Genomic DNA, 24069 nt, shown 5'->3' with positions numbered 1-24069 from the left:
GAACCGCACGCTGGACGAGACGAGCTGGGAGGACGCACGTGAGAACCGTTTCCATAGTCGGTGGCGGCATCGGGGGCCTGGTGCTGGCGCTGGAGTTGGAGCGGCACGGCATCCGGAGCCTGATCTACGAGGCGGCACCTCGCCTGCAGGCACTGGGCGTCGGGATCAACGTGCTGCCGCATGCCTCGGCGGTCCTGGCCGGGCTCGGGCTCGAGGAGCAGCTCACGGACCGGGCGGTGCTGACCCGCGAGGCGGCCTTCTACAACCGTTTCGGTCAGCACATCTTCACCGAGCCGGCCGGCCGGTGGGCGGGGCACGACCATCCGCAGTACTCCATCCACCGCGGCGACCTGCACTCCCTCCTGGTGGACGCGGTACGGCGTCGCTGCGGCTCCGACGTCATCGTGACGAACAGCCGCCTCGACCGCGTCCGGGAGGTCGGCGACCGCGTCGAGCTCCGGTTCGTCGACGACAACGGTGACCCGCTCGACCCGGTCGTCGCCGAGTCCGTCGTCGGCTGCGACGGGATTCACTCGGTGATCCGCAAGACGCTGCATCCGGACGAAGGACCCGCACGCTACTCCGGGGTGATGATGTGGCGGGGAGTGGCCGCCCACCCGGGCTTCCTGAGTGGCGCCACGATGGTCCGGGCCGGCTGGCTCCAGCCCGGCAAGCTGGTCACCTACCCCATCCGCACCGGCCTGCCCGATGGCCTGCAACTCGTCAACTGGGTCGCGGAGATCGAGATGCCGCGGCGGGGCGAGCGCGACTGGCAGCGCCGGGGGCAACTGGCGGACTTCGCCGGCCGTTTCGCCGATTGGCGCTTCGACTGGCTCGACGTTCCGCAGCTCCTCGGGCGGTCCGAGCAGATCCTCGAATATCCGATGATCGACCAGGACCCGCTCCCGTTCTGGAGCCGCGGGCGGCTGACGCTGCTGGGCGACGCCGCCCATCCGATGGTGCCGCGAGGGTCCAACGGAGCCGGTCAGGCCATCCTCGACGCGGAGGCCCTCGCCCGGCACCTGGCCCGAACGGACGACACGGCGCAGGCCTTCGCCGCGTACGAGGACGAACGGCGGCAGGTGACCGCCGCGGTGGTGCGGATGAATCGCGCCGAACCGCCGGATGCCATCCTTCGAACCGTCTACGAGCGCAGCGGGGACGCTCCGGTGCGCACGATGTCTGACATCGTCACGGAGGCGGAAGCACAAGCCATCACGGGTCGCTATCTCAAGGTCGCGACCACCCGGTCTCCCGCCCCGGACCCGTCCGCGTCCCTGCCGGGTGCCGGTACGCGCGAGCGGAACGAGGAGCCGCAATGAGAACCACAGCCGATACGGAACCCGGCAGCGCGAACGTCGCCGTCGGCGAGCTCGGCGGCACGCCGGTCACCCGGCAGGTGCTCGACATCCTGGTCGCCTGGGGCGTCACACGGGTCTACTGCTGCCCCGGCAGCACCGAGGCCGCCATGCTCGACGCCTTCGTGGGCCGGGACGACATCGAGCTCGTCCTCGTCAGCCACGAGTCGACGGCGATGGCGGCCGCCGACGCGGAGGCACGGCTCAGCGGCAGGCCGGCCGTCGTGTACGTGCACACCAACGTCGGCCTCGCCAATGTGCTGTCGCATCTGTCCGCCGCGCGGATCGCCTACGCACCGGTGCTCGTCCTGAACGGGCTCAAGCCGTCGGTACTCGCGGGCCGCGACGGGTTCACCACGCTTCCCCATCCCGACCTCGGGCTTCGCGACCTCGTCAAGTGGGACCGCGTGCCCGCATCGGCGGACTCCCTGCCGGCCGACCTCGAGCGGGCCCTGGGCATCGCGACTGCCGAGCCGGCCGGACCGGTGTGGCTGGGCCTGCCGCAAGAGCTGCTGGAGACGACCGATCCCGTCGACCCGCGATACCCACGCCCGCTGCCGGGTCCGCGCCGCAGCCGTCCGTCGCGGGCGGAACTGCGCGGTGTGGCGGACCTGCTCACCGGGGCGACCCGCACCGTCCTCGTCTCGGGTGGGGAGGTCGCCCGACACGGCGCGAGCGATCTCGTGGTCGCGCTGGCGGAGCGTCTCGACGCGACGGTGCTCCATGAGGACCGCCGCGGGTTCGAGCGATCCAGCTACCCCACGCGGCACCCCAGTTTCCAGGGCAGCTACGACGCGAGGCATCCAGCGGTCGCGAACGCCGACGCGGTCGTCTTCGTCGGATGCCAGGTCTTCCGGGAGTTCGACGTCAACGGTGGCCCGGCGTTGCCCGCCGCGGCGAGGGTCGTGCACGTCCACGTCGACCCGAGCCGCATCGGCCGGCTGCACGAGGTGGACCACGCCCTGGTCGGGCACACCGAAGAGGTGGTGCGCGACCTCCTCGACGCACTCGGTCCACGACCGGCCACGACACCGGCCCGGACGCCGGCGCCGACGAGCGGCTCCGGCCCTTCGCTGAGTCCACACGGCTCGCCCGCGCACCGCGATCTCACCGGCTGGGTGCGACCCCTGGTCGAATCCCTCACCGGTGACGAGAACTACGTCATCGACGCGACGACGGCCGGCCCGGCCCTGCTCGGGGCCCTTCCCCAGACCCGCCCCGACCAGGTCCTGACCACCTCCTCCGGTTCGCTCGGGTGGGGTCTGGGCGCGGCGATCGGGGTGGCGCTGGCCCAGCCGGAACGCCGGGTCCTGGCATTTCTCGGCGACGGCGTCTTCCAGTTCGGGCTGCCCGCGTTGTGGACGGCGCAGCGGTATCGAGCCCAGGTCACTTTCGTGGTGCTGAACAACGAGGCCTTCGCGGCGGTGGGCCTCGCCCTCGGGAGATTCGGAGGCGAGGCGGTACGCCGCGGCGACTGGCTGGGCACGGACCTCAGCGGGCCGCACCTCGCCCAGATCGCGGGCGGGTTCGGGCTGCACAGCGAACGCGTCCTGACGCCGGACGGGGTGGGCGCCGCGATCGGACGCGCCTCGCAGCCGCGCGGTCCGTCGCTGGTGGAACTGATGACCTCGGCAAAGGAGGAATGATGCTCGGCAGGCTTCGGGAGCCCTCCACCGGCCCGTTCTCGAGCCGGCGGTCGATGCTGCTCCTGACGGTGGTCGCCTTCTTCCTGTTCGCGATGCCCGTCGTGATGCTGGCCGTCGGCGCGCTCCGGGACGCGACCCCCGGCCGGCCCGCGCAGTGGTCGTTCGACGCGTTCCGCCGCGCCTACGGTGACGCCGGCACGTACGCGGTGCTCGGCGACTCGGTGGTGCTGGCCCTGGGTGTCATGGTCATCTCCACCACCACCGGGCTGCTGCTCGCCTTCATCGTCGCCCGGACCGACACCCCGCTGCGGCGCTTGGTCACACCGTCGATGATGCTGGTCATCGCCCTCCCACCGCTGTTCTACGGCATCAGCTGGGCGATGCTGGGCAACCCCCGGATCGGCACCATCAACAGCTTCTGGCAGGACCTCACCGGAGCCGAAGGGCCGCTGTGGGACACCTACAGCTGGAGCGGCATCGTCGTGGTCACCTCGCTGAAGTCGACCGCGTTCGCCTACTTCCTCCTGCTCGGCCCCCTGATGGCCATGAACCGCAGCCTGGAAGAGGCCTCACGGGTCTTCGGCGCCGGTCGCCTGCGCACCTTCCTCCGTGTCGACGTGCCACTGCTCGGGCCGTCGCTGCTGGGCGTGTGCATCCTCAGCTTCGTCGCGGGCCTCGAGTTCTTCGACGTGCCGCTGCTGCTCGGCACGCCGGCCGGCATCGACGTGTTCGCCACCGAGATCTTCAGCCAGATCCGCGACCGGACTCCGGCGGACTACGGCGCCGCGGGAGCGCTGTCGTTGCTGCTCGCCGTCGTCGTGGTGGTCCTCGTCGTGCTCCAGTGGCGGATCCTGGGAAGCCGCGACTTCACCACCGTCACCGGAAAGAACGACCGCACCGACCGCTGGTCGATCGGCAACTGGCGCTGGGCGGGCACGCTGCTCATCGTCGGCTACGTCACGCTCGCCGTCGTACTCCCCCTGGCCCAGCTGGTCGCGGGCAGCTTCCAGCCGTACCTCGGCGGCGGCGTGTACTCGACGATCAACTACCAGCTGCTGTTCAGCGAACCCACCACGACGGCGGCGCTGCGCACCACGGCGATCGTCGCCTTCGTCGGCGGCCTGTGCGCCATTCTGATGACGCTGCTGATCAGCTACGCGATCACGCACAGCCGCAGTCGCCTGCGCAGGGCGCTGGAGGTGATGACCTGGCTCCCGTTCGCCATGCCGGGCATCATCCTCGCCCTGGGCATCGCCTGGTTGTTCGTGAGCATCCCCGGGCTGCGCAGCATGTACGGCTCGCTGGGCATCGTCGTGATCGGTCTCATGATCTCGGCCGTGCCGTTGGCCACCCGCGCGGTGCAGCCGGCGCTGCGCCAGGTGGGGCGTGAACTCGAGGAGTCCGCCCGGGTCAGCGGCGCACGCCCGGTACGGATGTTCTTCAGCATCGTGGTTCCCCTGATCGCTCCGAGCCTTCTGGCCGGCTGGTTCCTCGTCGCGATCCTGGTCTCGGGGAACCTCACCATCCCGATGCTGCTGTCGACGACCGACAGCGCGACCGTTCCCCTGGTCGTCTACAACCTCCACAGCCAGGGCGAGACCTCCCAGGCGGCCGCCCTGTTCGTCATCCTCCTCGGCGCCCTGCTGGCACTGTTCGTCGTCGGCAGCCTGGCGGTCCGGGTGATCAGCCGTTCGAATCGCCGGCGCCGAGATCGCTCCAGACCCGATGCGCCGAGCGCCGATCGGGTCACCATGACGCGGACGGTCCCCGTCGCGTCTGAGGCTGTCCGTAGCACCTCGGAGGCCGATGCGGCCGCCGGGCCGTCAGCCGCCGTCCCCGGTGGACTCCCCACCGTCGTGAAGTCATCGGGTTCCAGGAGAGAGCCATGAAGCGTTCCACCACAGCGGTATTCCTCGGCGTCGTGCTGGCGGGCCTCGCCGCCTGCGGCACGCCCGACGAGAGCGCGGTGGCCCCCGAACCGACCGGGGTCGCCGACGAGGTCGAGGCACTGGGTAGCCAAGAGGCCGTCGACGAGATGGACCGGCTCTACCAGGCGGCTCAGGACGCCGGCGAGGACCGCGTCACCATCTACGGCGCCGGCGAGAACGACCGCGGACCCGTGTACGAGGTCTTCATGGCGCGATACCCCGGCATCCAGGTGAGCGGCGAACACCTGACCGGGCCCGACTTCGACAGCAAGATCAGCAACGAGTTCGCCAGCGGTCAGCACGTGGGCGACCTCGTCCAGGGCGGCGACACGTCCGTCGCCGGCCACATCGAGGAGGGCAAGTACGTGCCGTACACGCCCCTCACGGCCGAGGGGCTGGACCCGCGCTGGACCGAACCCACCAACACCGTCCACGCCGCGGCCGCGCTGCCGTTCGGCATCGGCTACAACACCAACGCCGTCGACACCGGCGACGCCCCGCAGACGTGGGACGCGCTCAAGGACGAGACCTGGCGCGGCCGGATCGTGATGGACGACCCGACCGTGTCGGGTTCCTCGCTGTCGGCCTTCCGAGCGCTTCTCGCCGACGAGCGCTTCGGGCAGGACTACCTGAACACCATGGCCGCGCAGGAGCCGCACAACGAGAACGGATCCCAGAACACCGGTGCGGCCGTGGCCAGCGGCGAGTTCGACATCGCCGGCTACTACCCCTACAGCTTCTTCATCCGCGAGTCCGCCAAGGGAGCACCGATGGGGTTCGTGTTCCCCACCGAGGGCGGCTCGTACGTGTCCGGGCACTACCTCGGCCTGATCGACGGCGCGCCCAACCCCAACGCCGCCAAGCTGCTCATGAACTGGCTGTTCACCCCGGAGGGTCAGCAGGCCCTGGCCGCGGTGGGCTACTACCCGACGATGCCGGACAGCGACGGACCCGCGGACTTCCCGCCCATGCGTGAGCTCGACCTGATCCGGAGCACGCCGCTGGAGACCGTGGCCACCGAAACCCAACAGGCGCTCGAGACGATCCAGGAGGTCTGGCCGAAGTGAACACCCCGACCAAGATCGACTGTCACGGCCACGTGTCCGCCCCGGCGGAGCTGTACGCCTACAAGGCGGGGCTGCTGTCCCATCGGGGGGCGCACGGGCGGGGAAAGCCGCACATCAGCGACGACCAGATCGCCGCCGCGCTGCGCGCGCCGAACCCCAGCTTCGGGAACGTCTCCCACCTCGACCATCTCGACGAGGCCGGAATCGACCTCCAGCTGATCTCGCCGCGGCCGTTCCAGATGATGCACAGCGAGACCCCGGCGAAGCTCGTCGAATGGTTCACCGAGAGCACCAACGACGTCATCGCCCGGGTCTGCGAGAGCGAACCCGGACGATTTCGGGGCATCGCCGGCCTGCCGCAGAGCATGGAGCTCGCCCCGGAGACGTGGGCCGCCGAACTCCGGCGCTGCGTCACCGACCTCGGCTTCGTCGGCGCGGTGCTGAACCCCGACCCGTACGAGGGGACGGCGGTGCCTCCCTCGCTCGGAGATCCGTTCTGGTACCCGCTCTACGAGGTCTTCTGCGAACTCGACGTTCCGGCGTTCGTCCACTCTGCCGCGTGCCGGCCGCCAGCCCGGGAGAGCTACTCGCTGCACTTCATCCAGGAGGAGACTCAGGCGGTCATCGGGCTGCTCCAGTCGCAGGTGTTCCAGGACTTCCCCGATCTCAAGGTCGTCGTGTCGCACGGCGGCGGGGCCGTTCCTTATCAGCGCGGCCGGTTCCGCCCCGGACCGATCCGCCGCCCGGGCGCTGCGTCGTTCGACGATCAGCTGCGCAAGCTCTGGTACGACACCTGCCTCTACACGCAGGACTCGATCGAGCTGCTGCTGCGCTCGGTCGGAGTCGATCGATGCCTGTTCGGCACCGAGAAGCCCGGCACCGGTTCCGTGCGCGACCCCGAAACCGGCCGGTGGATCGACGACATCCATCACCTCGTCGACGCGATCGACTGGCTCGACGACCATCAGCGTCAGGCCCTCTACCGCGACAACACCGTGGAGTTGTTCAAGCTCGACCTGGCCGGCGCCGACAGCGAAGGAGCCACCAGTGGCTGAACTCGTGCTGGGCATCGGCACCTCCCACGGGCCGATGCTGAACACCCCGCCGGAGCAGTGGGGCGCTCGCCGGCCGGCCGACGAGGCCAATCCCGCGCTGATCTTCCGGGGCGAGGCGCATACCTACCCGGAGCTGGCCCAGGTGCGCGGCAACGCCTTCGCCGACCAGTGCCGTGACGACGTGTGGCGGGCCAAGCACGCGGCCTGCCGAGCCGGCATCGCGGCGCTGGGCGCACTGGTCGACGACGCCCGACTCGACGCCCTGGTCGTGGTGAGCAGCGACCACAAGGAGGTCTTCGGCGACGACCTGCTCCCGCAGTTCGCCGTCTACTGGGGCGAAACGATGGACCACGTGCCGTACACCCAGGACCAGCTGGACGGCATGGGCCCCGGGCTGGCGGTGGCCGAGGTCGCGAACCAGCCGGACACCCACACCCGGCGCCGGGGTCACCCCGAGCTCGCCCTCCACCTGGTTCAGCACACCTCTCGGGCCGGGTTCGACCCGGCGGCCTCGCAACGCCTCCCCGGCGGGAAGTGGGGCAACCACGGGATCCCCCATGGGTGGGGCTTCGTGTTCCAGCAGGTCCTGGGTGGCGGTGCGGACCTGCTGCCGGTGGTGCCGGTCTTCGTCAACACGTTCTACAGCCCGAACCCGCCGTCGGCGGCCCGCTGCCTGGACTTCGGCGCGGCCGTCGGCGACGCCATCGCGCGGTTCCCGTCCGACCTGCGGGTCGGGCTGGTGGCTTCCGGAGGCCTCAGCCACATGGTCGTCGACGAGGAGCTCGACCGCACGACCCTCGACGCGTTCGCCGCCGGTGACCACGAGTCCCTGCGCGACCTGCCCGACGCGGTGCTGCGGTCCGGCTCCTCCGAGATCCGCAACTGGCTGGTCGTCGCGGAGGCGATGCGCTCGACCGGTGCCACCGCCACGGTGCTCGACTACCAGCCCTGCTATCGCAGCCCGGCCGGCACGGGTTGCGGGATGGCCTTCGCGGCCTGGGAGCCGGCATGAAGAGCATCGCCATCAACGCGCTGACCAAGACGTACACGGCCGGGGCTGCGCCGGCGGTGGACCGGCTCGACCTGGATGTCGCGCCCGGGGAGTTCCTCACCCTGCTCGGTCCCAGCGGATGCGGGAAGACCACCACGTTGCGCTGCGTCGCGGGGCTGGAGGCGCCGACCCAGGGATCCATCCGGATCGGCGATCAGTTGATCGCGGCCCCTGCCAACGGCGTCTTCGTCCCGCCGGAGCGGCGTGGAGTGGGCATGGTCTTCCAGAGCTATGCCCTGTGGCCGCACATGAGCGTGTTCGGCAACGTCGCCTATCCGCTGAAGATGGCCAGGACGCCGCGTGCGGAGATCGGGCGGGCGGTCGACGACGCCCTCACCCGGGTGGGTCTGGGCGGACTGCACACCAAGAACGTCTCGGCGCTGTCCGGCGGGCAGCAGCAGCGGGTGGCCCTGGCCCGTGCCATGGTCGGCCGGCCCGACGTCATGCTGTACGACGAGCCGCTGTCCAATCTCGACGCCAAACTGCGCTTCGCGATGCGCGACCACATCAGGTCGGTGCACAACTCCCTCGGCACCACCTCGGTCTACGTCACCCACGACCAGGAGGAGGCGGTCGCGCTGTCCGACCGCATCATCGTGATGCGGGCCGGCCGGATCCAGCAGGTCGACACCCCGCGCGACCTCTACACCAGGCCGAGGTCGACGTTCGTCGCCGATTTCATGGGGTTCCAGAACATCCTGCCCGCGACGGTGGAGTCCCGGGCCGCAGACCACTGCCACGTGCGGCTCGACCACTGCCCCGACGTCGTGCGCTCGGCCTACCCTGCGCCGGCCGACGGCCAGGTGAGCGTGGCGTTCCGTGCCCAGCACGTCCGGTTCAGCCAGCCGGACGCGCTCTGCCTGGCGGTCAACGCCGTGGTGACGAAGGCCACCGACTGGGGCAGCGCCCTGCGACTGCAGCTGGACGTCAGCGGTCACGTCGTCAAGGCCATCGTGGACGAGGAGCAGCTGGTCAGCCAGTCGCTGTCGCCGCGGCCGGGCGATCCCGTGACGTTCTACGTGCGACCCGAGCACGTCATCGTCCTCCTGAGCCAGGACGACCACCAGGACGCGGGCCTCGCGCAGGCCGAGGAGGGAGCATGAGCGCTCTGGGCGCGATGCGCGACGTTCCCGGCCTGGACGCCTGCGCGGTCTCCGACGCGCTCGACACGCTGGGCCTGCCCCCGTCCGTGCTCACCGGGGTGCGGCCGATCTGGCCGGTGCGCGGTGTCGTCATCGGACGCGCCAGGACCGTTCAGGCGGGCGAACGCACCGGGACCGGACCCCGCGCGCACATCGCCGCCGCCACCGTCGAGGACGGCGCTCCCGGCGACATCGTCGTCGTCGCCAACGGCGGGCGGACCGACGTCTCGTGCTGGGGCGGCATCCTCACGGAGGCGGCCCTGAGGAAGGGGGTCGACGCCGTGATCGTCGACGGCGCCTGCCGCGACGTCGCGGAGAGTCACGACGCCGCCTTCCCCGTTTTCGCCCGTGCGTCGGTGCCGACCAGCGCCCGTGGCCGGATCGTGCAGCTGTCCTCCGGTGAGCCGATCGAGGTGGGCGGGGTGGAGATCCGCGACGGCGACATCGTCGTCGCCGACTCCACCGGCGTCGTCGTGGTGCCGCAGGCGTGGGCCGGCCAGGTGGCCGGCTGGGCGCGACGCATCGTCACGCGGGAAGCGCAGATGCGCGACCAGGTGCGGGCAGGAGCCTCGATCGTCGACGTCATGCACGACACCGCGTTTCCGACGCCCGGTGACCTGGACGAGGAGCAGCAGGGAAGCCATGAGTGATGCGAAGTTCGCCGGCCTGACGACCGCGACGGTCTCCGACGCGCTGGACCGACTGGGTGTCCCCGGCGCCCTGCTCGGCCTGAGGCCCCTGGCCGACGGCGTCCGGATGTGCGGTCCGGCGTTCACGGTCAGGTACGTCCGCGTGGGCGCGATTCCAGGCACCGTGGGCGACTACCTCGACGACGTGCCTCAGGGCTCGGTCGTCGTCCTCGACAACGGCGGCGCCGTGGACTGCACCGTGTGGGGCGACATCCTCACCGCGATGGCGGTCGACCGCGACGTCGCCGGCACCGTCATCGACGGCGTGTGCCGCGACGTGAACCGGGCGCTGGAGGCCGGCTATCCGATCTTCTCCCGCGGCAGGTTCATGCGCACCGGCAAGGACCGGGTCGAGGTCGCCGAGGTCAACGGCCCGGTGACCGTGGGCGGAGAGCGCGTGGAACCCGGCGACTGGCTGCTCGGTGACTCCGACGGGGTCGTGGCGATCCGTCGCGACGTGGTCGACGACGTCGAGGCGATCGCCCGCGAGATCGACCAGCGCGAGTCCGCCATCGTCCAGCAGGTGCTGTCGGGCCGGACGCTGGCAGCGGCGCGGTCCAGCCAGGGGTACCACGAGCTGCAGCGGACGCGGGTGAACCCATGACGACACGTCCCGCCGTCGACGACGACGTCCTGACCGCGCTCGGCGACCTCGGTTCCGCCACCCTGCTCGAGGCGTCGGGTCTCCCGATCGACCTTCCCAGCCGGCTGCGACCGGTCGGCGCCCGCCTGACCCTCGCCGGCCGCGCGCTGCCCGTTCAGGCTGCCGAGGGCGACAACCTGCCCCTGCATCTCGCCCTCGAACAGGCGCGCGCCGGCGACGTGCTGGTGGTGAACGCGGCCGGCGGAGATCACGGCTACTGGGGTGAGGTCCTGACGGTCGCCGCGCAGGTCCGCGGTGTCCACGGCCTGGTCATCGACGGTGGGGTCCGCGACACCGAGGCGATCGCGGAGCTCGGTTTTCCGGTGTTCGCCTCGGCCATCGCGATCCGCGGCACCAGCAAGCGCGACGCCCGCGGCGCCGTCGACGAGGTCGTCCTGGGCCGGACGCGGGTCCGCAGGGGTGACGTGATCGTCGGTGATGCCGACGGGGTGGTCGCGATCCCCGCCGATCGGGCCGTCCGGGTCCTGGCCGCCGGACGGGCCCGCCAGACGGCCGAAGCCGGGTACCTGGATCGATTGCGCGCCGGCGAACTGACCTTGGACATCTACGACCTGCGGCCCACGACGGAGAGCGGTGACGACGTTGACTGAGAGCTACCCGGAGCTTCGCCTCTTCCTGGCAGGAGACTGGGTGGGCGCCGAGCCGGGCCGCGCCACCCGCGAGGTCACGAACCCGGCCACCGGCGAGGTGCTCGCGGCACTTCCGCTCGCCGGCTCCCAGGATCTCGATGCGGCGGCCGAGGCGGCGGCGACGGCGTTCCCGGAGTGGCGCCGGACACCGGCGTTGCAGCGATCCCGGATTCTTCGCCGTGCGGCCGACGTCCTGCGCTCGAGAGCCGCCGAGATCGGCCACCTGACGAGCCTCGAGCAAGGCAAGCCGATCGCCGAGGCCACGTCGGAGGTCCATGCCGCGGCCGACATCTTCGACTGGTTCGCCGAGGAGGGACGCCGGGCCTACGGCCGGGTGGTTCCGGCCGGCAGGGCGGACCGCCAGGATCTCGTGATCCGCGAGCCCGTCGGTCCCGTGCTCGCCCTCACACCCTGGAACTTCCCGATCACGATTCCGGCCCGCAAGATCGGCGCCGCTCTCGCCGCCGGGTGCACCTGTGTGATCAAGCCGGCGGAGGAGACTCCGGCGACGACGTTGGCGCTGGCCCAGGCGTGCCACGACGCCGGTCTGCCGGCGGGCGTCCTCTCGATGATCTTCGGCGACCCCGCGCACGTCTCCGAGCGGCTGATCCTGCATCCCGCGATCCGCAAGGTGACGTTCACCGGTTCCACGGCGGTCGGCGCCGAGATCGCCGGGCTGGCCGCGCGACACGTCAAACGAACGTCCTTGGAGCTCGGCGGGCATGCGCCGGTCCTGGTGTTCGAGGATGCCGACCTCGATCTGGTGCTGCGCACCGCGGGTGCGGCCAAGTTCCGCAACGCGGGCCAGGTGTGCATCTCACCGACCAGGTTCGTCGTGCACGAGTCCCTGCACGACGACCTCGCGGCGCGACTGGCCAAGCACGCCACCGGCCTGGTGGTCGGACCCGGCACCGATCCGCACACCACCATGGGGCCGCTCATTCACGACCGGAGGGTCGCGGCGGTCCAATCGCTCGTGGACGACGCCGTGGGGCGCGGCGGACACCTGCTCGCCGGCGGCACGGCCGGGGAGCCACGAGGCAGCTACTACCTGCCCACCGTGATCGCCGCCGCCGCACCGGACTCGCGCGCGATGCACGAAGAGCCGTTCGGGCCGCTCGCACTGCTCACGCCGTTCGGCACCGACGACGAAGCGGTCGAGATCGCCAACGCCACCGAGTACGGGCTGGCGGCGTACGCGTTCACCGACTCGTTGCAGACGGCCCGGCGAGTGGCCGCCGAGGTCCAGGCCGGGATGATCGCCATCAACCACGCACAGCTGGTCGGACCGGAGACCCCGTTCGGCGGGCTCAAGCAGAGCGGGTACGGCTCGGACGGCGGCGCCGAGGCCCTGGACGGCTACCTGAACACGAAGCTGGTGAGTCAGGCATGAGCGACGACCTGGCGTCCTCCGTCGACGTCCCGGTGCTCATCGTGGGCGGCGGGCCGGCCGGGCTGACGGCGGCGCTGCTCCTGGCCCGGTCCGGCGTCGGCTCCCTCGTGCTGGAGCGGCGGTCCGAAGCCCCGCGGCTGCCGCGCGCGCACCTGCTCAACGTGCGAACCATGGAGGTCTTCGACGACATCGGGATCGCCGACCGCGTCTACGAGCTCGGGCCGCAGAACGAGCGCTGGCACAAGGTGGCCTGGTACACGTCGCTGGGAGGGCCGACGCCACTGCACGGCCGGAAGATCGGCGAGGTGCAGGCCTGGGGCGGCGGAACCGACGAGGCGCGATACCGGGCGGCCAGCCCCCAGCGGTTCTGCAACGTTCCCCAGATCCATCTCGACCGGGTGCTGTGGGACAAGGCCAGGGAGATCCTCGGCGACTCCGTGCGCGCCGGCCAGGAAGTCGTCGACCTGCGCGTCAACGCCGACGACAGCGCTGTCGTCGTCGCGCGCGACCTCGCCCGCGGAACGACCTATGAGGTGTCCGCGCGCTACGTCATCGTCGCCGACGGTGGCCGCACCGGTGCCGCGGCCCTCGGGATCGCCATGGACGGGCCGCAGCGGATGCGGACGATCTCCAGCCTGTACTTCACCTCCGACCTGTCCGGCTACGCCGATCCGGACGCGCTGATCACCCATTTCATCAACCCTCGCAGCCATGGCCGCGTGGGTGGCGTGCTGCAGGCCCTGGGACCCGGCCGCTACGACGCGTCGTCACCGCAATGGGCACTCGCGCTCTCGGGCGCGGCGATGACCGACGCCGTGGCTTCGGCGCCGGAGGTCGCGGCCAGAGATCTCCTCGGGTTGCCACCCGACCACCATCTGGAGGTCCACGCGATCAGCCGATGGCAGTACGAGGCCGTCGTCGCGCGCGAGTTCCGGCGTGGACCGGTGTTCCTCGTCGGCAACGCCGCCCACCGCCACCCGCCGACCGGCGGGCTCGGACTCAACTGTGCCGTCCAGGACTCGGCCAACCTCGCCTGGAAACTCGCCGCGGTCATGAGCGGGTGGGGTCACGACGCCCTGCTCGACAGCTACGAGACCGAGCGCCGCCCCGTCGCGGCTCTCTACACCGCCCACGCCATGGAGAACTCGAACCGGCATCTGCCGATCGCCGCCGCGATGGGCCTGTCCGCCACGATGCCCGAGGACGAGGGCTGGCAGCAGGTCGCGATCTGGGCGTCGGACACCGAGGAGGGCCGTCGGCGCCGAGCCGAGGCGTCGGCCGCCGTGGCCGAGAACGCTCTCGACTACAGCCAGCTCAACATCGAGGTCGGGTACTCCTACGCCGCCGGGGCACTCGTCCCCGACGGGACGCCACCACCGGCCGGCCATCAGTCCAGCGTCACGTACGTGCCCACCGCCCGTCCGGGACACCATCTGCCGCACCTGTGGGTGACGTACGACGGCTCGCCGATCTCGACGCACGACCTCGTCGCCCACGACGGACTCACCCTGCTGGTACGCGACAGCGCCGCCGGCGCCTGGGCGGACGCCCTGAAGACGGCGTCGCCGTTCCTCGCGGCTCCGCTCGCCCTCGCCGTCGTCACGTCGACCGCCGCGGACACGTGGGCGGCTCGGTCCGGGACGGAGGAGGACGGCGCGCTGCTGGTTCGCCCGGACCGGCACGTCGCCTGGCGCGCAGCGACCATGCCGGCAGACCCGGCGAGTGCGTTGATCAACGCTGTGGCGCAGGTCGTCGACCCGGACCCGGGGACCGCCCACGAGGTCGATCCGCTGCTCGAGCGAGTCAACGAGGCGGCCCGCGTCGTCATCGCTCACGGAAGGGCGGCCACCCGTGGTTCGACCTCGTGACGGTGACGGCCCGCTGGTCGCCGTCATCGGCGGTGCGGGAACGGTGGGGTCGGCCTTCGCCTTCCACTGGCTGGCCTCGGCTCCGGCGGGCGACCTCGTCCTCGTCGACGTCGATGCGGACGCCGTGCAGGCGCAGCTGATGGATCTGCAGCACCTTCGCGGACTCGGGGCACGCCCTGGAGTGCGCATCGGGTCCACCGAGGCGCTCGCGGAGGCTGACGTCGTGGTCGTGGCCGCTTCGCTCTCGGCGCCGGCCGGCCCGGACCGCGCCGCCATGGTGACCCGCAACGCGGGACTCCTCGCCGGCCTGCTGCCCAATCTGCGGCTCGTGCGACCCGACGCGCTCGTGGTGGTCGCGACCAACCCGGTCGACGCGATCACCACCCTCGTCGTCGACTCCGGATCGCTGCGGGCCGAACAGGTCCTCGGGCTCAGCCTGAACGACACGCTCCGATTCCGGGCGGCGCTGGCGCAGCACTTCGGCGTCGAGATCGGCCGGGTCGAGGGCTGGAACCTCGGTCAGCACGGCGGCGCTCAAGTGCCTGTCTACTCCGCCGTGTCGGTCGATGGACGCCCGCGCTCGGTCGCCCCAGCCGACCGGCCGCCGATCGACAGCTACCTGGCCGACTGGTTCCGCTCCTACCAGGAGCTCCGGCCAGGTCGTTCCACCGGCTGGGCGTCGGCGGCGGGGATCGGCCGGATGATCGACACCTGGTGGAACCGCCGGCCGGCGCCGCTCCCGTGTTCGAGAGTGCTGGGCGGCGAGTACGGCCTGAAAGGCGTCGCCCTCGGCGTTCCCGTCGACCTGTCCGGCGATCGGCCCGCGGTGGTCGAGCTCCGGCTCACCGGCGCCGAGGAAGCGGGCCTGCTCCGCGCCGGCGAGGCGGTGGGCCGGGCCGTACGCGCCCTGCGGGACGCCGTCGCGCGGGAACGGGGCGACGCATGAAGGTCACGGCCCTCCGGGCACGCCGGCTCGAGGTGCCGGTCACGATGCCGCTGAGCCCGGGTCCCCGCCACGTCCCGTCGCTCCTGGTCGAGGTCGAGACCGACGCCGGCGCGAGTGGGCACGCGTTGTTCTTCGCTCCGATGGCATCGGCGGTAGTCGCGTATCTCCGCGACGAGGCCACCCCACTGCTCGTGGGAGCACCCGCCCGGCCCGAAGCGGTTCGCGAGCTCCTCGAAGAACGCATGCCGCACCGCCCGACGACCGGAGCCTGGGCGACCGCCGCCAGCCTGGTCGACATCGCCATCTGGGACGCGCTGGGCCATCGGACTCAGACCCCGGTGTGGCAACTCCTCGGGGGCGCCCGCCCCGAGGTCGGGGCATATGTGACCTTCGGCCTTCCCAGCTACAGCCAGGCCGAGCTCGTGCGGCTGGCCGAGCAGTTGGTGGACGGCGGGCACCGGGGCCTGAAACTGGTGGTCGGCGCGCAGGCCGGGCCGGACGACAGCTTGCGCAACCAGGGCCTGCGGGTGGACGCCGAGCGGGTTCGCGCGGTCCGTGCCGCCATCGGCCCCGACGTCGACCTCATGATCGACGCGAACAAGCGGCTCACCCTGCCCCAGGCAGTCGCGCTCGCCGACGCCGTCGGCGACTGCGACCTGACCTGGTTCGAAGATCCGGTCACCCTCGGCGATCCGGGTCTCATGGCTCAGGCGCGCGACCGGATCGCCATCCCGATCGCGGGCGGAAGCCTGGGCATGGGGAACGTGGCCACCTTCCATCGGCTCGTCGCGTCGGGCGCGATCGACATCGCCCAGCCCAACGTCCGTGATCTGGGCGGCTTCACCGGCGCCCGGCGAGCGATGGCCATCGCCGAGGCGCATCACCTTCCGGTGGCCATGGGCGGCAACTGGCCCCATCTCAACGCCCACCTCTACGCCGGGGTGGCGCGCAGCGGCCCGGTCGAGTTCCACCTTCAGGGCTGGGAGGTGGCGCGCCTGATCTATCACGACGCGATCGAGCCCCACGAGGGGCGCTTGGCACTCGGGGATGCGCCGGGACTGGGACTGACGCTCCGCCAGGACCTGGTCGAGCGCTTCACCGTGCCGTAGAAGACGATCGCCACGACTCGGAGGTAACGATGCAGGAGATGACGTCTGACGTGGACTCTCCCGAGCTCGCTCAGCTGTACCAGGATTTCCGCGACCACGATCTCGCCCCGCTGTGGACCCAACGCGAGGATCTGCAACCACTGACGCCGTCGCCGGCGGCGGTACCGCACGTGTGGCGGTGGACGAGACTTCTCGACATCGCCGAACGTTCCGGGCGGCTGGTCCCGGTCGGGCGAGGCGGTGAACGACGTGCGATCGGCCTGGTCAACCCCGGGCTCCCCGGGACCGGGTACGCGACGCCGACGCTCTGGGCGGCCATTCAGTATCTCGGCGGGCACGAGACCGCGCCGGAGCACCGGCACTCGCAGAACGCCTTCAGGTTCGTGGTCGAGGGCGAAGGGGTGTGGACCGTGGTCAACGGTGACCCGGTCGCGATGCGCCGAGGTGACCTCCTCCTGACGCCCGGCTGGCACTTCCACGGGCATCACAACGACACCGACCGGCCGATGGCCTGGCTCGACGGTCTCGATATCCCGTTCGCCGCCAAGACCGACGTCGGGTTCTTCGAGTACGGCTCGGACCGGGTCACCGACGAGGCGTCGCCATCGGTGTCCCGAGCCGAGCGGCTGTGGGCTCATCCGGGGCTGCGGCCGGTGTCCGTGCTCGACGACAGCAACAGCTCGCCGTTGACCGCGTACCGATGGGAGCACACCGACGCCGCGCTCACCGAGCAGCTGCTGCTCGAGGACGAGGGTCAGCCGGCCACCGTGGAGCAGGGCCACGCGGCGGTTCGGTACTCCAACCCCACGACGGGCGGTGACGTGATGCCCACGATCCGATGCGAGTTCCACCGGTTGCGCGACGGCGCCAGGACACGCGCCCGCCAGGAGGTCGGGTCGTCGGTCTGGCAGGTCTTCGACGGTGCGGGCCACGTCACCCTCGACGGCGTCGACCACGCTGTCACCAAGGGAGACCTCTTCGTCGTCCCCAGCTGGATCTCCTGGTCGCTGTCCGCCCGGACGTCGTTCGACCTGTTCCGGTTCAGCGACGCCCCGGTGATCGAGCGGCTCGGGTTCGCGCGGACCCTGATCGAGGGAGTGTCCCGATGAGACTGGCGACCCTTCGAGTCGACGACCACACGGTGGCGGTGCGCGTCGACGACACCTCCGTGGTCGAGATCGCCGGCGCCGCCGACGTCGGCGCGTTGTTGCACGATCCGCGGTGGCGTGCCCGCGCGGAGACCGCGGACGGGCCGGCCCACGTGCGCCAGGGCATCGAGCCTCGGCGGTGGGCACCGGTCATTCCCCGGCCCGGCAAGGTGATCTGTGTCGGCTTGAACTATGCCGCGCACATCCGCGAGATGGGACGCGAACGACCGGAGCACCCGACGTTGTTCGCCAAGTTCCCCGAGGCGGTGACCGGGCCGTACGACGACATCGTGGTGCCCGGCCGCCTGGCGCGGGCGTTGGACTGGGAGGGAGAGCTCGCGGTCGTCGTCGGCTCGTCGTGCTTCCGCGCCGACAGGACCACCGCGTCGGCCGCCATCGCTGGATACGCCGTCCTCAACGACGTCACGATGCGCGACTACCAGTACCGCACGACGGAGTGGCTGCAGGGTAAGACGCTGCAGGCGTCGACGCCCTTCGGTCCGTTCCTCGTGACGCCCGACGAGCACTCCACGTCCGCGGAGGTTCGCACCACCGTCGACGGCGAGGTGATGCAGTCGGCCCGCATCGACGATCTGGTCTTCGATCCCGCCGACCTGATCGCCTACGTGTCGGAGCTGGTCACGCTGAGCCCTGGGGACGTCATCTCCACGGGTACGCCCGGCGGGGTCGGCCATGCGCGCACGCCCGCGCGCTACCTCGCGAACGGGTCCCGGCTGCAGACCGCCATCGACGGTCTGGGTGAGCAGTCCAACCTCGTCCGCATCGAGGTCTAGATGGCGGCGCGCACCGATCGGACCGAGGATCCGGCGCTGGCCGCGGCCCTGCTGCTCGCCCGCCGCGGGCAGGCGTACTTCTCACGTTTCGTCCGGGACCTCCGCGACGATGAACTCGACGCCCCGTCACTGGTGCCGGGATGGAGCCGCCGCCACATCGTCGCCCACGTCGGCCTCAACGCCCGCGCCCTGACACGGCTGACGACGTGGGCGGCCAGCGGCGTGGAGACGCCGATGTACTCCTCGCCGGCGGCGCGGGTTCAGGAGATCGACCTGGCGGCGACCCTGCCGGCGACCGCCCTGCGCAACCTCTCCGATCATGCCGCGATCCACCTCAACGTGGAATGGCGCGATCTCGACGACGAATCGTGGCTGAGCGAGGTCGTCACCGCGCAGGGCAGACGAGTGCCGGCCCGGGAGACGGTGTGGATGCGAACCCGGGAGGTGTGGGTCCACGCCGTCGACCTCGACGCCGGGGGCCGATTCGAGGATCTGCCGGCGCGGCTCCTCGATCAGCTGCTCGCGGACGTGCGAGCCGCCTGGGGACGGCGACCGGCACCGTTGCCCACCATGACCGTCACCGACCGCGACCCCGGCGACGATCGTGACCCGCAGCCGGCATCGGAGGCCGGTGTCATCGGGACGGCGGCGGCCGTCACCCGATGGGCGACCGGACGCGGAGCCGCCGGTGTCAGCGCCCTCGACGGCGGTCCGGTGCCGGCGGCGCCGGCGTGGCTGTGACGTGACGCTCCGGGTGCGGCGTGGTCAGCGCATCCAGGTGGCCGGCTGATCGAATACCCTCGCCGATCGTCACGATGTCGACGACGTCGGTGCCGTCGTCGAGGTCGCGGGAGTGAACGCCCGGCGAGGGCAACGGGCTCAGTAGCGCAGCGCCTTGCCGCCGTCGACGAGGATCTCCTCCCCCGTGACGAAAGCCAGGTCGAGCGCAACGGTCGCGATGGCCTTGCCGATGTCCCCGGCGTCGGCGAGCCGCCCCAGAGGTACGTGGTCGGCCTCGGCCTCGAAGTTCCTCCGGGCGTTCTCGGCGCCGACGAGCCGCTCGTGCCAGCCCGAGATCACGGTCCCGGGTGCGACGGCGTTGACGCGCACGGTGGGAGCGAGGGCGACGGCCAGTGCTCGGGTCAGCTGCGCCAGCGCCGCCTTGCTCACGCTGTACGGCAACGAGCTGCCGACGACGCGGGTCGCCGAGATCGACGTGACGTTGACGATCGAGCCGTGACGTTCCTTGAGCGACTCCGCGAACGCCTGGCAGACCCAGAACGCGCCCAGCAGATTGACGCCGAGCAGTTCGTCCCAGAGTTCCGGCGTCACCGCCTCGAGGTCGGCGAAGTCGATCTTCGTGGTCGTCCCCGCGCTGTTGACCAGCACGTCGAGGCCGCCGCTGGTCTCCAGCAGGTGCGCTGCGGCGCGGCCGACGGCGTCCCGGTCGGACACCTCGACGTGCAGCGGGTACGCGGCGGCGCCCAGAGCGCGTAGCTCGATGGCGAGATCCTCGGCTGCCTGCCCCGATCGTGAGTACCCGATGTGGATCTCCGCGACACCGCGCCGCGCGAGTTCCAGGCAGGTCGCGCGGCCGATCCCCGTGGCGCCTCCGGTGACGAGGGCGACCCGGCCCGCGGCGCTCACGCGACGCCCTCGGTGAGCGCGTCGGCGGCGCGGCGGTCGTCATCGAACATCGGCAGCGCCACGGGAGCCCGACGTGCCTGTGCGAGGTAGACGCCCTTGACCACCTCGAGCGCCGCGAGGCCGTCATGACCTGTGACGGCCGGGGAACGACGCTCACGCACGGCGTCCAGGAACTCGGCGATCTGGCGACCATGGAACTCGGGCACGCTGGGGCGTCCAGCCTCTTCCGCACGCCGGCTCTTCACCTGCGGCTCCTCTCCGTCGAACGTCCACAGGTCGTTGACGGCCTGCGCGAGCTCGGGATTCTCCTCGACGCCCACGCTGTGGCCGGCTGTGCCGTGTACCGCCAGCCGGAAGCCCGGCGCGCGGTAGCCGACCGTGGGGCTGGGCAGCGAGGCGAAGCCGTTCTCGAACGTCGTCATGGCCTGGACCGTCGCGATCGCACCGCTGTCGTAGGTGACGACGGCGCCTGCGACGTCCTCGACGTCGATGTAGTCGGCGTGCTTCAGCGTCGCCCAGTGTCCGTAGACCGAGGTCGGGGTGCCGAGCATCCAGTTCATCATGTCGATGTAGTGAACGGCCATGGTGAGCAGCACACCGCCGCCCTCCCCGGCCCACGAGCCGCGCCAGTCGTCCTGCTCGTAATAGCGGCGGTCGCGGCCGAGATGCGCAAGACACTCGGCCGCGACCACACGACCGAGACGTCCTTCGGCGATCGCACGATGCATGCGCTCCACCGCCGGGACGAACCGACGCTGGAAGACGGTCCCGAGCGCCACCCCGGCGTCGTCAGCCGCCACGACGAGTTCGTGGGCCTCGGTGAGCGAGGTCGTCAGCGGCTTCTCGACCAGCGCGGCGACGCCGGCGCCGATGGCCTGCATCGCGGGCTCGAAGTGATGCTTGTGCGGGGTGGCGATGAGCACGGCATCCAGGTCCGCCTCGGCGAGCATGCGCTCGACGGAGTCGTATGCCGTCGCGTCGGGAAACCGTCCGGCCAGTTCCTCCGCTCGCGCCGAGGTCCGGGAGCACAGTCCGGCCAGCTCGACGCGGGGCAGGGCTGCGGCGGCCTCGGCGTGAATGGTGCCGAACCTGCCCAGGCCGATGACCCCGACTCGCACGTCGTCGGTCATGAGCGCCCCTTCAGTGAGTCCCGGGCGATCCCGGCCTGCCGTGCGGCGGCCGCCAGGGTTCGGTAGGACGACTCGGCCGCTCGCACCTCGTCGAAGTCCGGCAGCGCCTGACGACGGACACTGATCTCGACCGAGACCGTTCCGCGGTAGCCGCCACGGTCGAGCAACCCCAGGAAGACGGGGTAGTCGAACTCACCTTCCCCCGGGATGAGGAAGTCGAACCCCTCGTCGGTGTGACGGTGGTCCTTGACCTCGACGACGACGGCGTGCGGCAACAACGACGCCACGACGTCGGCCAGGGCGAAGTGGCGCACCGCGAAGTGGGAGATGTCGAGGTTGAGCCCGAGCGCCGGTGAGCCGACGTCGGACAGGACCGCGATCGCCTGCTCCGGCGTCGACACGACGGCGCCCGCGTGGGGTTCGAGCGCCACGGTGCAGCCGGCGGCGACAGCCTGTTCGACGAGGTCTCCGAAGCGGTCGACGATGAGCGGCCGGTCCGACTCCCAGCTGTCCTGGGCGATGATCGGCGGCGGGTTGCCGCCCAGCAGTGGCGCCTTGGGCTTGTGCGCGCCCAGGCTGACCGGCAGCGCCCCGCCACCGCCGAGGACGGCGGCCACCTCGAACGAGCGGATGAGCCGGCGGCGGCTGCCGGCCCACGTGTCCTCATCGCACACCAGCGGAGCGTTCGCGGTCACGCTGGAGATCTCGAGGCCGGCGGCGTCGGCGGCCGCTCGCCAGCGCCCGGCGTCGTCGTCGGTGGCGGTGAGCGCGTCGGTGGGCCACCCTTCGCAGACCGTGACCTCCACGCTGTCGTACCCGATGCGCGACAGAGCCCGCACGACCTGGTCGAACGGCAGGTTCGGCGTCGACCAGGTGTTGTACCCGAGCTTCATGGCGTCCCCTCCGGGCAGAGAAGCTGCTTGACGCCCGCGCTCGTACGCACCGCGTCGAACGCCGCCTGCCAGTCGCGCAAGGGATACCTGCGGCTGACCAGGGGCTCGAGGTCGACGAGCCGGTGGTCGAGCAGCCGCATCGCGCGATCCCAGGAGTCGGCCGTGCTGGCGAATCCGCCGGTGATGACGAGCTCGTGGAAGGAGACCAGTGCGAGGTCGACGGGAACCGCGTCGCCCCGCTGGCCGATCTGGACGTACCGGCCGCCCCTACGGACGCGCTCGATCCCCAACGCCATGCCGGCGCCCGAGCCGGAGCACTCCAGCACGACGTCGACGTCGGTGGGCGCGTCCGCCGGGTCGGCTGCGATCGCGAACCCCAGCGCCCTGGCGACCTCCAGTCGTTCGGCGTCGGCCGGTGTCCCGAGCACGGCCGGCTCGCCGCCCGAGACCCGAGCGACCTGCGCCGCGAGCAGCCCGATCGCACCCGGCCCGATGACGAGGACGCGATCGCCCGCCCGTACGGCCGGCGTCGGCTGGAACAGTGACCGGCACACGCAGGCCAGCGGTTCGCTGAGAGCACCTGCCGCCGACGACACGTGCGCCGGCAGCCGGCGGGCGTTGCGGGCGGGCACGACGACCTGCTCGGCGAACCCGCCATCCGCGCCGGAACCGATCGACACTCGCGACCCGCAGCGATTCGGCGCACCGCTGCGGCAGTCGCGGCACTCGCCGCAGGTCGAGAAGAAGGTCTCGAGCGCGACCCGCTCACCGACACGAGCCGGGTCGACGCCGGCACCGACGGCGGCGATCGTGCCGCTGACCTCGTGCCCCAGCGTGACCGGGGGCCGCGAACCGTAACTGCCGTCGAGGATGTGCAGGTCGGTCCCGCACAGACCCGCCGCGGCGACGTCGACCACGACCTGGCCGGGCGCCGCCGTGGGTCGCGGGACGTCCTGCAGCTCGATGGCGCCGGGGTCGGGTCCCGTCTTGCGCAATGCCTGCATCAGCTGACTCGTGCTCCCATGTAGCGCAGGGCGCACGACCTGTACGTCGACGCGATCTGCTCGATGGCCTGGTGACGCGCAAGCCTGCCATCCAGCCAGGACGCGACGGCCCCACCCCAGATACTCCTCCCGATCGCGAACCCGCTGAAGCCGGGGGTGGCGGCGGCGACGTCGAGCCAATGGCCGACGACGTCGTTGGGCGCGCCGGCTCCCAGGACCACGCACGTGGCCCGCGGATTTGCGACGACGGCCTGCGCGGCGACCTGTGCCGCCTCGTCGGGTGAGGAGATGCCCTCGACCTTCCACTGGTCGACGAGCACGCCGGCGTTCTGCATCTCGGCCATCGATCCGCACAGCTCTTCGACGTCGACGGTGGGGATCTGCCCGGTGCCGCCGTCGCTCTGACCGACGATCAGCTCGAGCATGAAGCCGATCGACTGCTCGGCCAGGAACTCCGAGAGCTCACGCAGCCTCGTGAGCTGCGTCTGTCTGGCCTCGAGCGGGTCTGTCGTGCGGTGGTGCACGAGCGCCTTGGCGCAGGCGGGCCGGAACTCCAGCAGATGCCGCCGATAGTCGCCGCCGTACTCGAAGGTGAACACGGGCTCGAATGCCCGTTCCACCGGCATCGAGACCGGAAAACCGAGCGCGGCGGCGCGCCGCGCGATGGGTGCGCCGAACTCCTCGTCGATCAGGACGCCGGGGCGCGTTCCGGCGAGCCCGCTGTCCACGGCGGCTACGAACGCCTCGAAGATCAGCTCCTTCGACCGGCCGATCTCCTCGCGCGTCATCCCTGTGGAGCGCACTGAGGCGAACGCACGTTCTCGGTGATCGAACGCCAGCACTGCCATCGGCGGTCCTCCGTCGGAGACCGCCGCGCTCCCATCCGGCATGTTCATGAGGTGATGCTA

General features: G+C 71.2%; 22 protein-coding genes. 17 read left to right on the top strand and 5 right to left on the bottom strand.

The features are described 5' to 3' along the window. The first annotated feature begins 38 nt into the window (after positions 1 to 38). Genes BLV02_RS33600 through BLV02_RS33520 form a run of 17 tightly spaced genes read left to right on the top strand, consistent with a single transcriptional unit; the run spans position 39 to position 19228 of the window. Complete coding sequence (locus BLV02_RS33600; protein WP_074946896.1) at positions 39 to 1322, top strand: flavin-dependent oxidoreductase; 1284 nt, start codon at positions 39 to 41, stop codon at positions 1320 to 1322. Beyond that, the gene (locus BLV02_RS33595) at positions 1319 to 3004 is read left to right on the top strand and encodes a thiamine pyrophosphate-binding protein (RefSeq protein ID WP_069111492.1); all 1686 of its coding nucleotides are present in this window, start codon (positions 1319 to 1321) and stop codon (positions 3002 to 3004) included. Before BLV02_RS33600 ends, BLV02_RS33595 begins: the two co-directional genes overlap by 4 nt. Then, positions 3004 to 4893: an ABC transporter permease gene (locus BLV02_RS33590; RefSeq protein ID WP_069111493.1), complete on the top strand. Its 1890-nt coding sequence runs from the start codon at positions 3004 to 3006 to the stop codon at positions 4891 to 4893. The genes BLV02_RS33595 and BLV02_RS33590 overlap by 1 nt, the downstream gene beginning before the upstream one ends. After that, the gene (locus tag BLV02_RS33585) at positions 4890 to 5999 is read left to right on the top strand and encodes an ABC transporter substrate-binding protein (protein WP_069111494.1); all 1110 of its coding nucleotides are present in this window, start codon (positions 4890 to 4892) and stop codon (positions 5997 to 5999) included. Before BLV02_RS33590 ends, BLV02_RS33585 begins: the two co-directional genes overlap by 4 nt. Then, positions 5996 to 7054: an amidohydrolase family protein gene (locus tag BLV02_RS33580; protein ID WP_216094224.1), complete on the top strand. Its 1059-nt coding sequence runs from the start codon at positions 5996 to 5998 to the stop codon at positions 7052 to 7054. Before BLV02_RS33585 ends, BLV02_RS33580 begins: the two co-directional genes overlap by 4 nt. Further along, entirely contained in the window at positions 7047 to 8066 is a 1020-nt protein-coding gene (locus tag BLV02_RS33575; RefSeq protein ID WP_069111495.1) for a DODA-type extradiol aromatic ring-opening family dioxygenase, read from the top strand. Before BLV02_RS33580 ends, BLV02_RS33575 begins: the two co-directional genes overlap by 8 nt. Further along, positions 8063 to 9208, top strand: coding sequence for an ABC transporter ATP-binding protein (locus BLV02_RS33570; RefSeq protein WP_069111496.1), 1146 nt, complete (start codon positions 8063 to 8065; stop codon positions 9206 to 9208). The genes BLV02_RS33575 and BLV02_RS33570 overlap by 4 nt, the downstream gene beginning before the upstream one ends. Then, positions 9205 to 9897, top strand: coding sequence for an RraA family protein (locus BLV02_RS33565; RefSeq protein WP_069111497.1), 693 nt, complete (start codon positions 9205 to 9207; stop codon positions 9895 to 9897). Before BLV02_RS33570 ends, BLV02_RS33565 begins: the two co-directional genes overlap by 4 nt. Further along, positions 9890 to 10540: an RraA family protein gene (locus tag BLV02_RS33560; protein ID WP_069111498.1), complete on the top strand. Its 651-nt coding sequence runs from the start codon at positions 9890 to 9892 to the stop codon at positions 10538 to 10540. Before BLV02_RS33565 ends, BLV02_RS33560 begins: the two co-directional genes overlap by 8 nt. After that, positions 10537 to 11190: an RraA family protein gene (locus BLV02_RS33555; RefSeq protein ID WP_069111499.1), complete on the top strand. Its 654-nt coding sequence runs from the start codon at positions 10537 to 10539 to the stop codon at positions 11188 to 11190. The genes BLV02_RS33560 and BLV02_RS33555 overlap by 4 nt, the downstream gene beginning before the upstream one ends. Continuing rightward, complete coding sequence (locus tag BLV02_RS33550; RefSeq protein ID WP_216094225.1) at positions 11174 to 12622, top strand: NAD-dependent succinate-semialdehyde dehydrogenase; 1449 nt, start codon at positions 11174 to 11176, stop codon at positions 12620 to 12622. The genes BLV02_RS33555 and BLV02_RS33550 overlap by 17 nt, the downstream gene beginning before the upstream one ends. Next, positions 12619 to 14490 (top strand): FAD-dependent monooxygenase, encoded by a 1872-nt coding sequence (locus tag BLV02_RS33545; protein WP_069111500.1) that lies wholly within the window; start codon positions 12619 to 12621, stop codon positions 14488 to 14490. The genes BLV02_RS33550 and BLV02_RS33545 overlap by 4 nt, the downstream gene beginning before the upstream one ends. Further along, positions 14474 to 15436 carry a malate dehydrogenase gene (locus tag BLV02_RS33540; protein WP_069111501.1) on the top strand — a complete coding sequence of 321 codons (963 nt, stop codon included), beginning with the start codon at positions 14474 to 14476 and terminating at the stop codon, positions 15434 to 15436. The genes BLV02_RS33545 and BLV02_RS33540 overlap by 17 nt, the downstream gene beginning before the upstream one ends. Next, a complete protein-coding gene (locus BLV02_RS33535; RefSeq protein ID WP_069111502.1) occupies positions 15433 to 16545 on the top strand; it encodes a mandelate racemase/muconate lactonizing enzyme family protein in 1113 nt (370 codons plus the stop codon). The genes BLV02_RS33540 and BLV02_RS33535 overlap by 4 nt, the downstream gene beginning before the upstream one ends. Before the next feature lie 38 nt (positions 16546 to 16583). Continuing rightward, on the top strand, positions 16584 to 17654 hold the full coding sequence (locus BLV02_RS33530; RefSeq protein WP_216094226.1) for a cupin domain-containing protein: 1071 nt from the start codon (positions 16584 to 16586) through the stop codon (positions 17652 to 17654). After that, positions 17651 to 18487 carry a fumarylacetoacetate hydrolase family protein gene (locus tag BLV02_RS33525; RefSeq protein ID WP_069111504.1) on the top strand — a complete coding sequence of 279 codons (837 nt, stop codon included), beginning with the start codon at positions 17651 to 17653 and terminating at the stop codon, positions 18485 to 18487. Before BLV02_RS33530 ends, BLV02_RS33525 begins: the two co-directional genes overlap by 4 nt. Beyond that, positions 18488 to 19228 (top strand): maleylpyruvate isomerase family mycothiol-dependent enzyme, encoded by a 741-nt coding sequence (locus tag BLV02_RS33520; protein ID WP_069111505.1) that lies wholly within the window; start codon positions 18488 to 18490, stop codon positions 19226 to 19228. A gap of 138 nt (positions 19229 to 19366) precedes the next feature. Here the strand turns inward: BLV02_RS33520 and BLV02_RS33515 are convergent, their stop codons facing one another. The 5 genes from BLV02_RS33515 to BLV02_RS33495 are packed head-to-tail and all read right to left on the bottom strand — an operon-like array spanning position 19367 to position 24057. Then, entirely contained in the window at positions 19367 to 20134 is a 768-nt protein-coding gene (locus tag BLV02_RS33515) for an SDR family NAD(P)-dependent oxidoreductase (protein WP_069111506.1), read from the bottom strand. Further along, entirely contained in the window at positions 20131 to 21264 is a 1134-nt protein-coding gene (locus tag BLV02_RS33510) for a Gfo/Idh/MocA family protein (RefSeq protein ID WP_069111507.1), read from the bottom strand. Before BLV02_RS33510 ends, BLV02_RS33515 begins: the two co-directional genes overlap by 4 nt. Next, positions 21261 to 22157, bottom strand: a complete 897-nt coding sequence (locus tag BLV02_RS33505; RefSeq protein WP_069111508.1) for a sugar phosphate isomerase/epimerase family protein — start codon at positions 22155 to 22157, stop codon at positions 21261 to 21263. The genes BLV02_RS33510 and BLV02_RS33505 overlap by 4 nt, the downstream gene beginning before the upstream one ends. Continuing rightward, positions 22154 to 23161 carry a zinc-binding dehydrogenase gene (locus BLV02_RS33500; protein WP_069111509.1) on the bottom strand — a complete coding sequence of 336 codons (1008 nt, stop codon included), beginning with the start codon at positions 23159 to 23161 and terminating at the stop codon, positions 22154 to 22156. The genes BLV02_RS33505 and BLV02_RS33500 overlap by 4 nt, the downstream gene beginning before the upstream one ends. Next, on the bottom strand, positions 23161 to 24057 hold the full coding sequence (locus BLV02_RS33495; protein WP_083288645.1) for a 2-deoxy-5-keto-D-gluconate 6-phosphate aldolase domain-containing protein: 897 nt from the start codon (positions 24055 to 24057) through the stop codon (positions 23161 to 23163). Before BLV02_RS33495 ends, BLV02_RS33500 begins: the two co-directional genes overlap by 1 nt. Between the last annotated feature and the right edge of the window lie 12 nt (positions 24058 to 24069).

This window comes from Jiangella alba, assembly GCF_900106035.1.
GTDB classification, from domain to species: domain Bacteria; phylum Actinomycetota; class Actinomycetes; order Jiangellales; family Jiangellaceae; genus Jiangella; species Jiangella alba.
Note: the sequence above shows the minus strand (reverse complement) of the source record. Positions and strands in the feature narration are given on the sequence as shown.

Excerpts from the sequence above, each read along its gene's own strand:
- BLV02_RS33530 (WP_216094226.1), top strand. The coding sequence starts at position 16,584 with ATGACGTCTGACGTGGACTCTCCCGAGCTCGCTCAGCTGTACCAGGAT.
- BLV02_RS33500 (WP_069111509.1), bottom strand. The coding sequence starts at position 23,161 with ATGCAGGCATTGCGCAAGACGGGACCCGACCCCGGCGCCATCGAGCTG.
- BLV02_RS33590 (WP_069111493.1), top strand. The coding sequence starts at position 3,004 with ATGCTCGGCAGGCTTCGGGAGCCCTCCACCGGCCCGTTCTCGAGCCGG.
- BLV02_RS33595 (WP_069111492.1), top strand. The coding sequence starts at position 1,319 with ATGAGAACCACAGCCGATACGGAACCCGGCAGCGCGAACGTCGCCGTC.
- BLV02_RS33545 (WP_069111500.1), top strand. The coding sequence starts at position 12,619 with ATGAGCGACGACCTGGCGTCCTCCGTCGACGTCCCGGTGCTCATCGTG.
- BLV02_RS33525 (WP_069111504.1), top strand. The coding sequence starts at position 17,651 with ATGAGACTGGCGACCCTTCGAGTCGACGACCACACGGTGGCGGTGCGC.
- BLV02_RS33565 (WP_069111497.1), top strand. The coding sequence starts at position 9,205 with ATGAGCGCTCTGGGCGCGATGCGCGACGTTCCCGGCCTGGACGCCTGC.
- BLV02_RS33510 (WP_069111507.1), bottom strand. The coding sequence starts at position 21,264 with ATGACCGACGACGTGCGAGTCGGGGTCATCGGCCTGGGCAGGTTCGGC.
- BLV02_RS33495 (WP_083288645.1), bottom strand. The coding sequence starts at position 24,057 with ATGAACATGCCGGATGGGAGCGCGGCGGTCTCCGACGGAGGACCGCCG.
- BLV02_RS33555 (WP_069111499.1), top strand. The coding sequence starts at position 10,537 with ATGACGACACGTCCCGCCGTCGACGACGACGTCCTGACCGCGCTCGGC.
- BLV02_RS33585 (WP_069111494.1), top strand. The coding sequence starts at position 4,890 with ATGAAGCGTTCCACCACAGCGGTATTCCTCGGCGTCGTGCTGGCGGGC.
- BLV02_RS33570 (WP_069111496.1), top strand. The coding sequence starts at position 8,063 with ATGAAGAGCATCGCCATCAACGCGCTGACCAAGACGTACACGGCCGGG.
- BLV02_RS33535 (WP_069111502.1), top strand. The coding sequence starts at position 15,433 with ATGAAGGTCACGGCCCTCCGGGCACGCCGGCTCGAGGTGCCGGTCACG.
- BLV02_RS33520 (WP_069111505.1), top strand. The coding sequence starts at position 18,488 with ATGGCGGCGCGCACCGATCGGACCGAGGATCCGGCGCTGGCCGCGGCC.
- BLV02_RS33505 (WP_069111508.1), bottom strand. The coding sequence starts at position 22,157 with ATGAAGCTCGGGTACAACACCTGGTCGACGCCGAACCTGCCGTTCGAC.
- BLV02_RS33560 (WP_069111498.1), top strand. The coding sequence starts at position 9,890 with ATGAGTGATGCGAAGTTCGCCGGCCTGACGACCGCGACGGTCTCCGAC.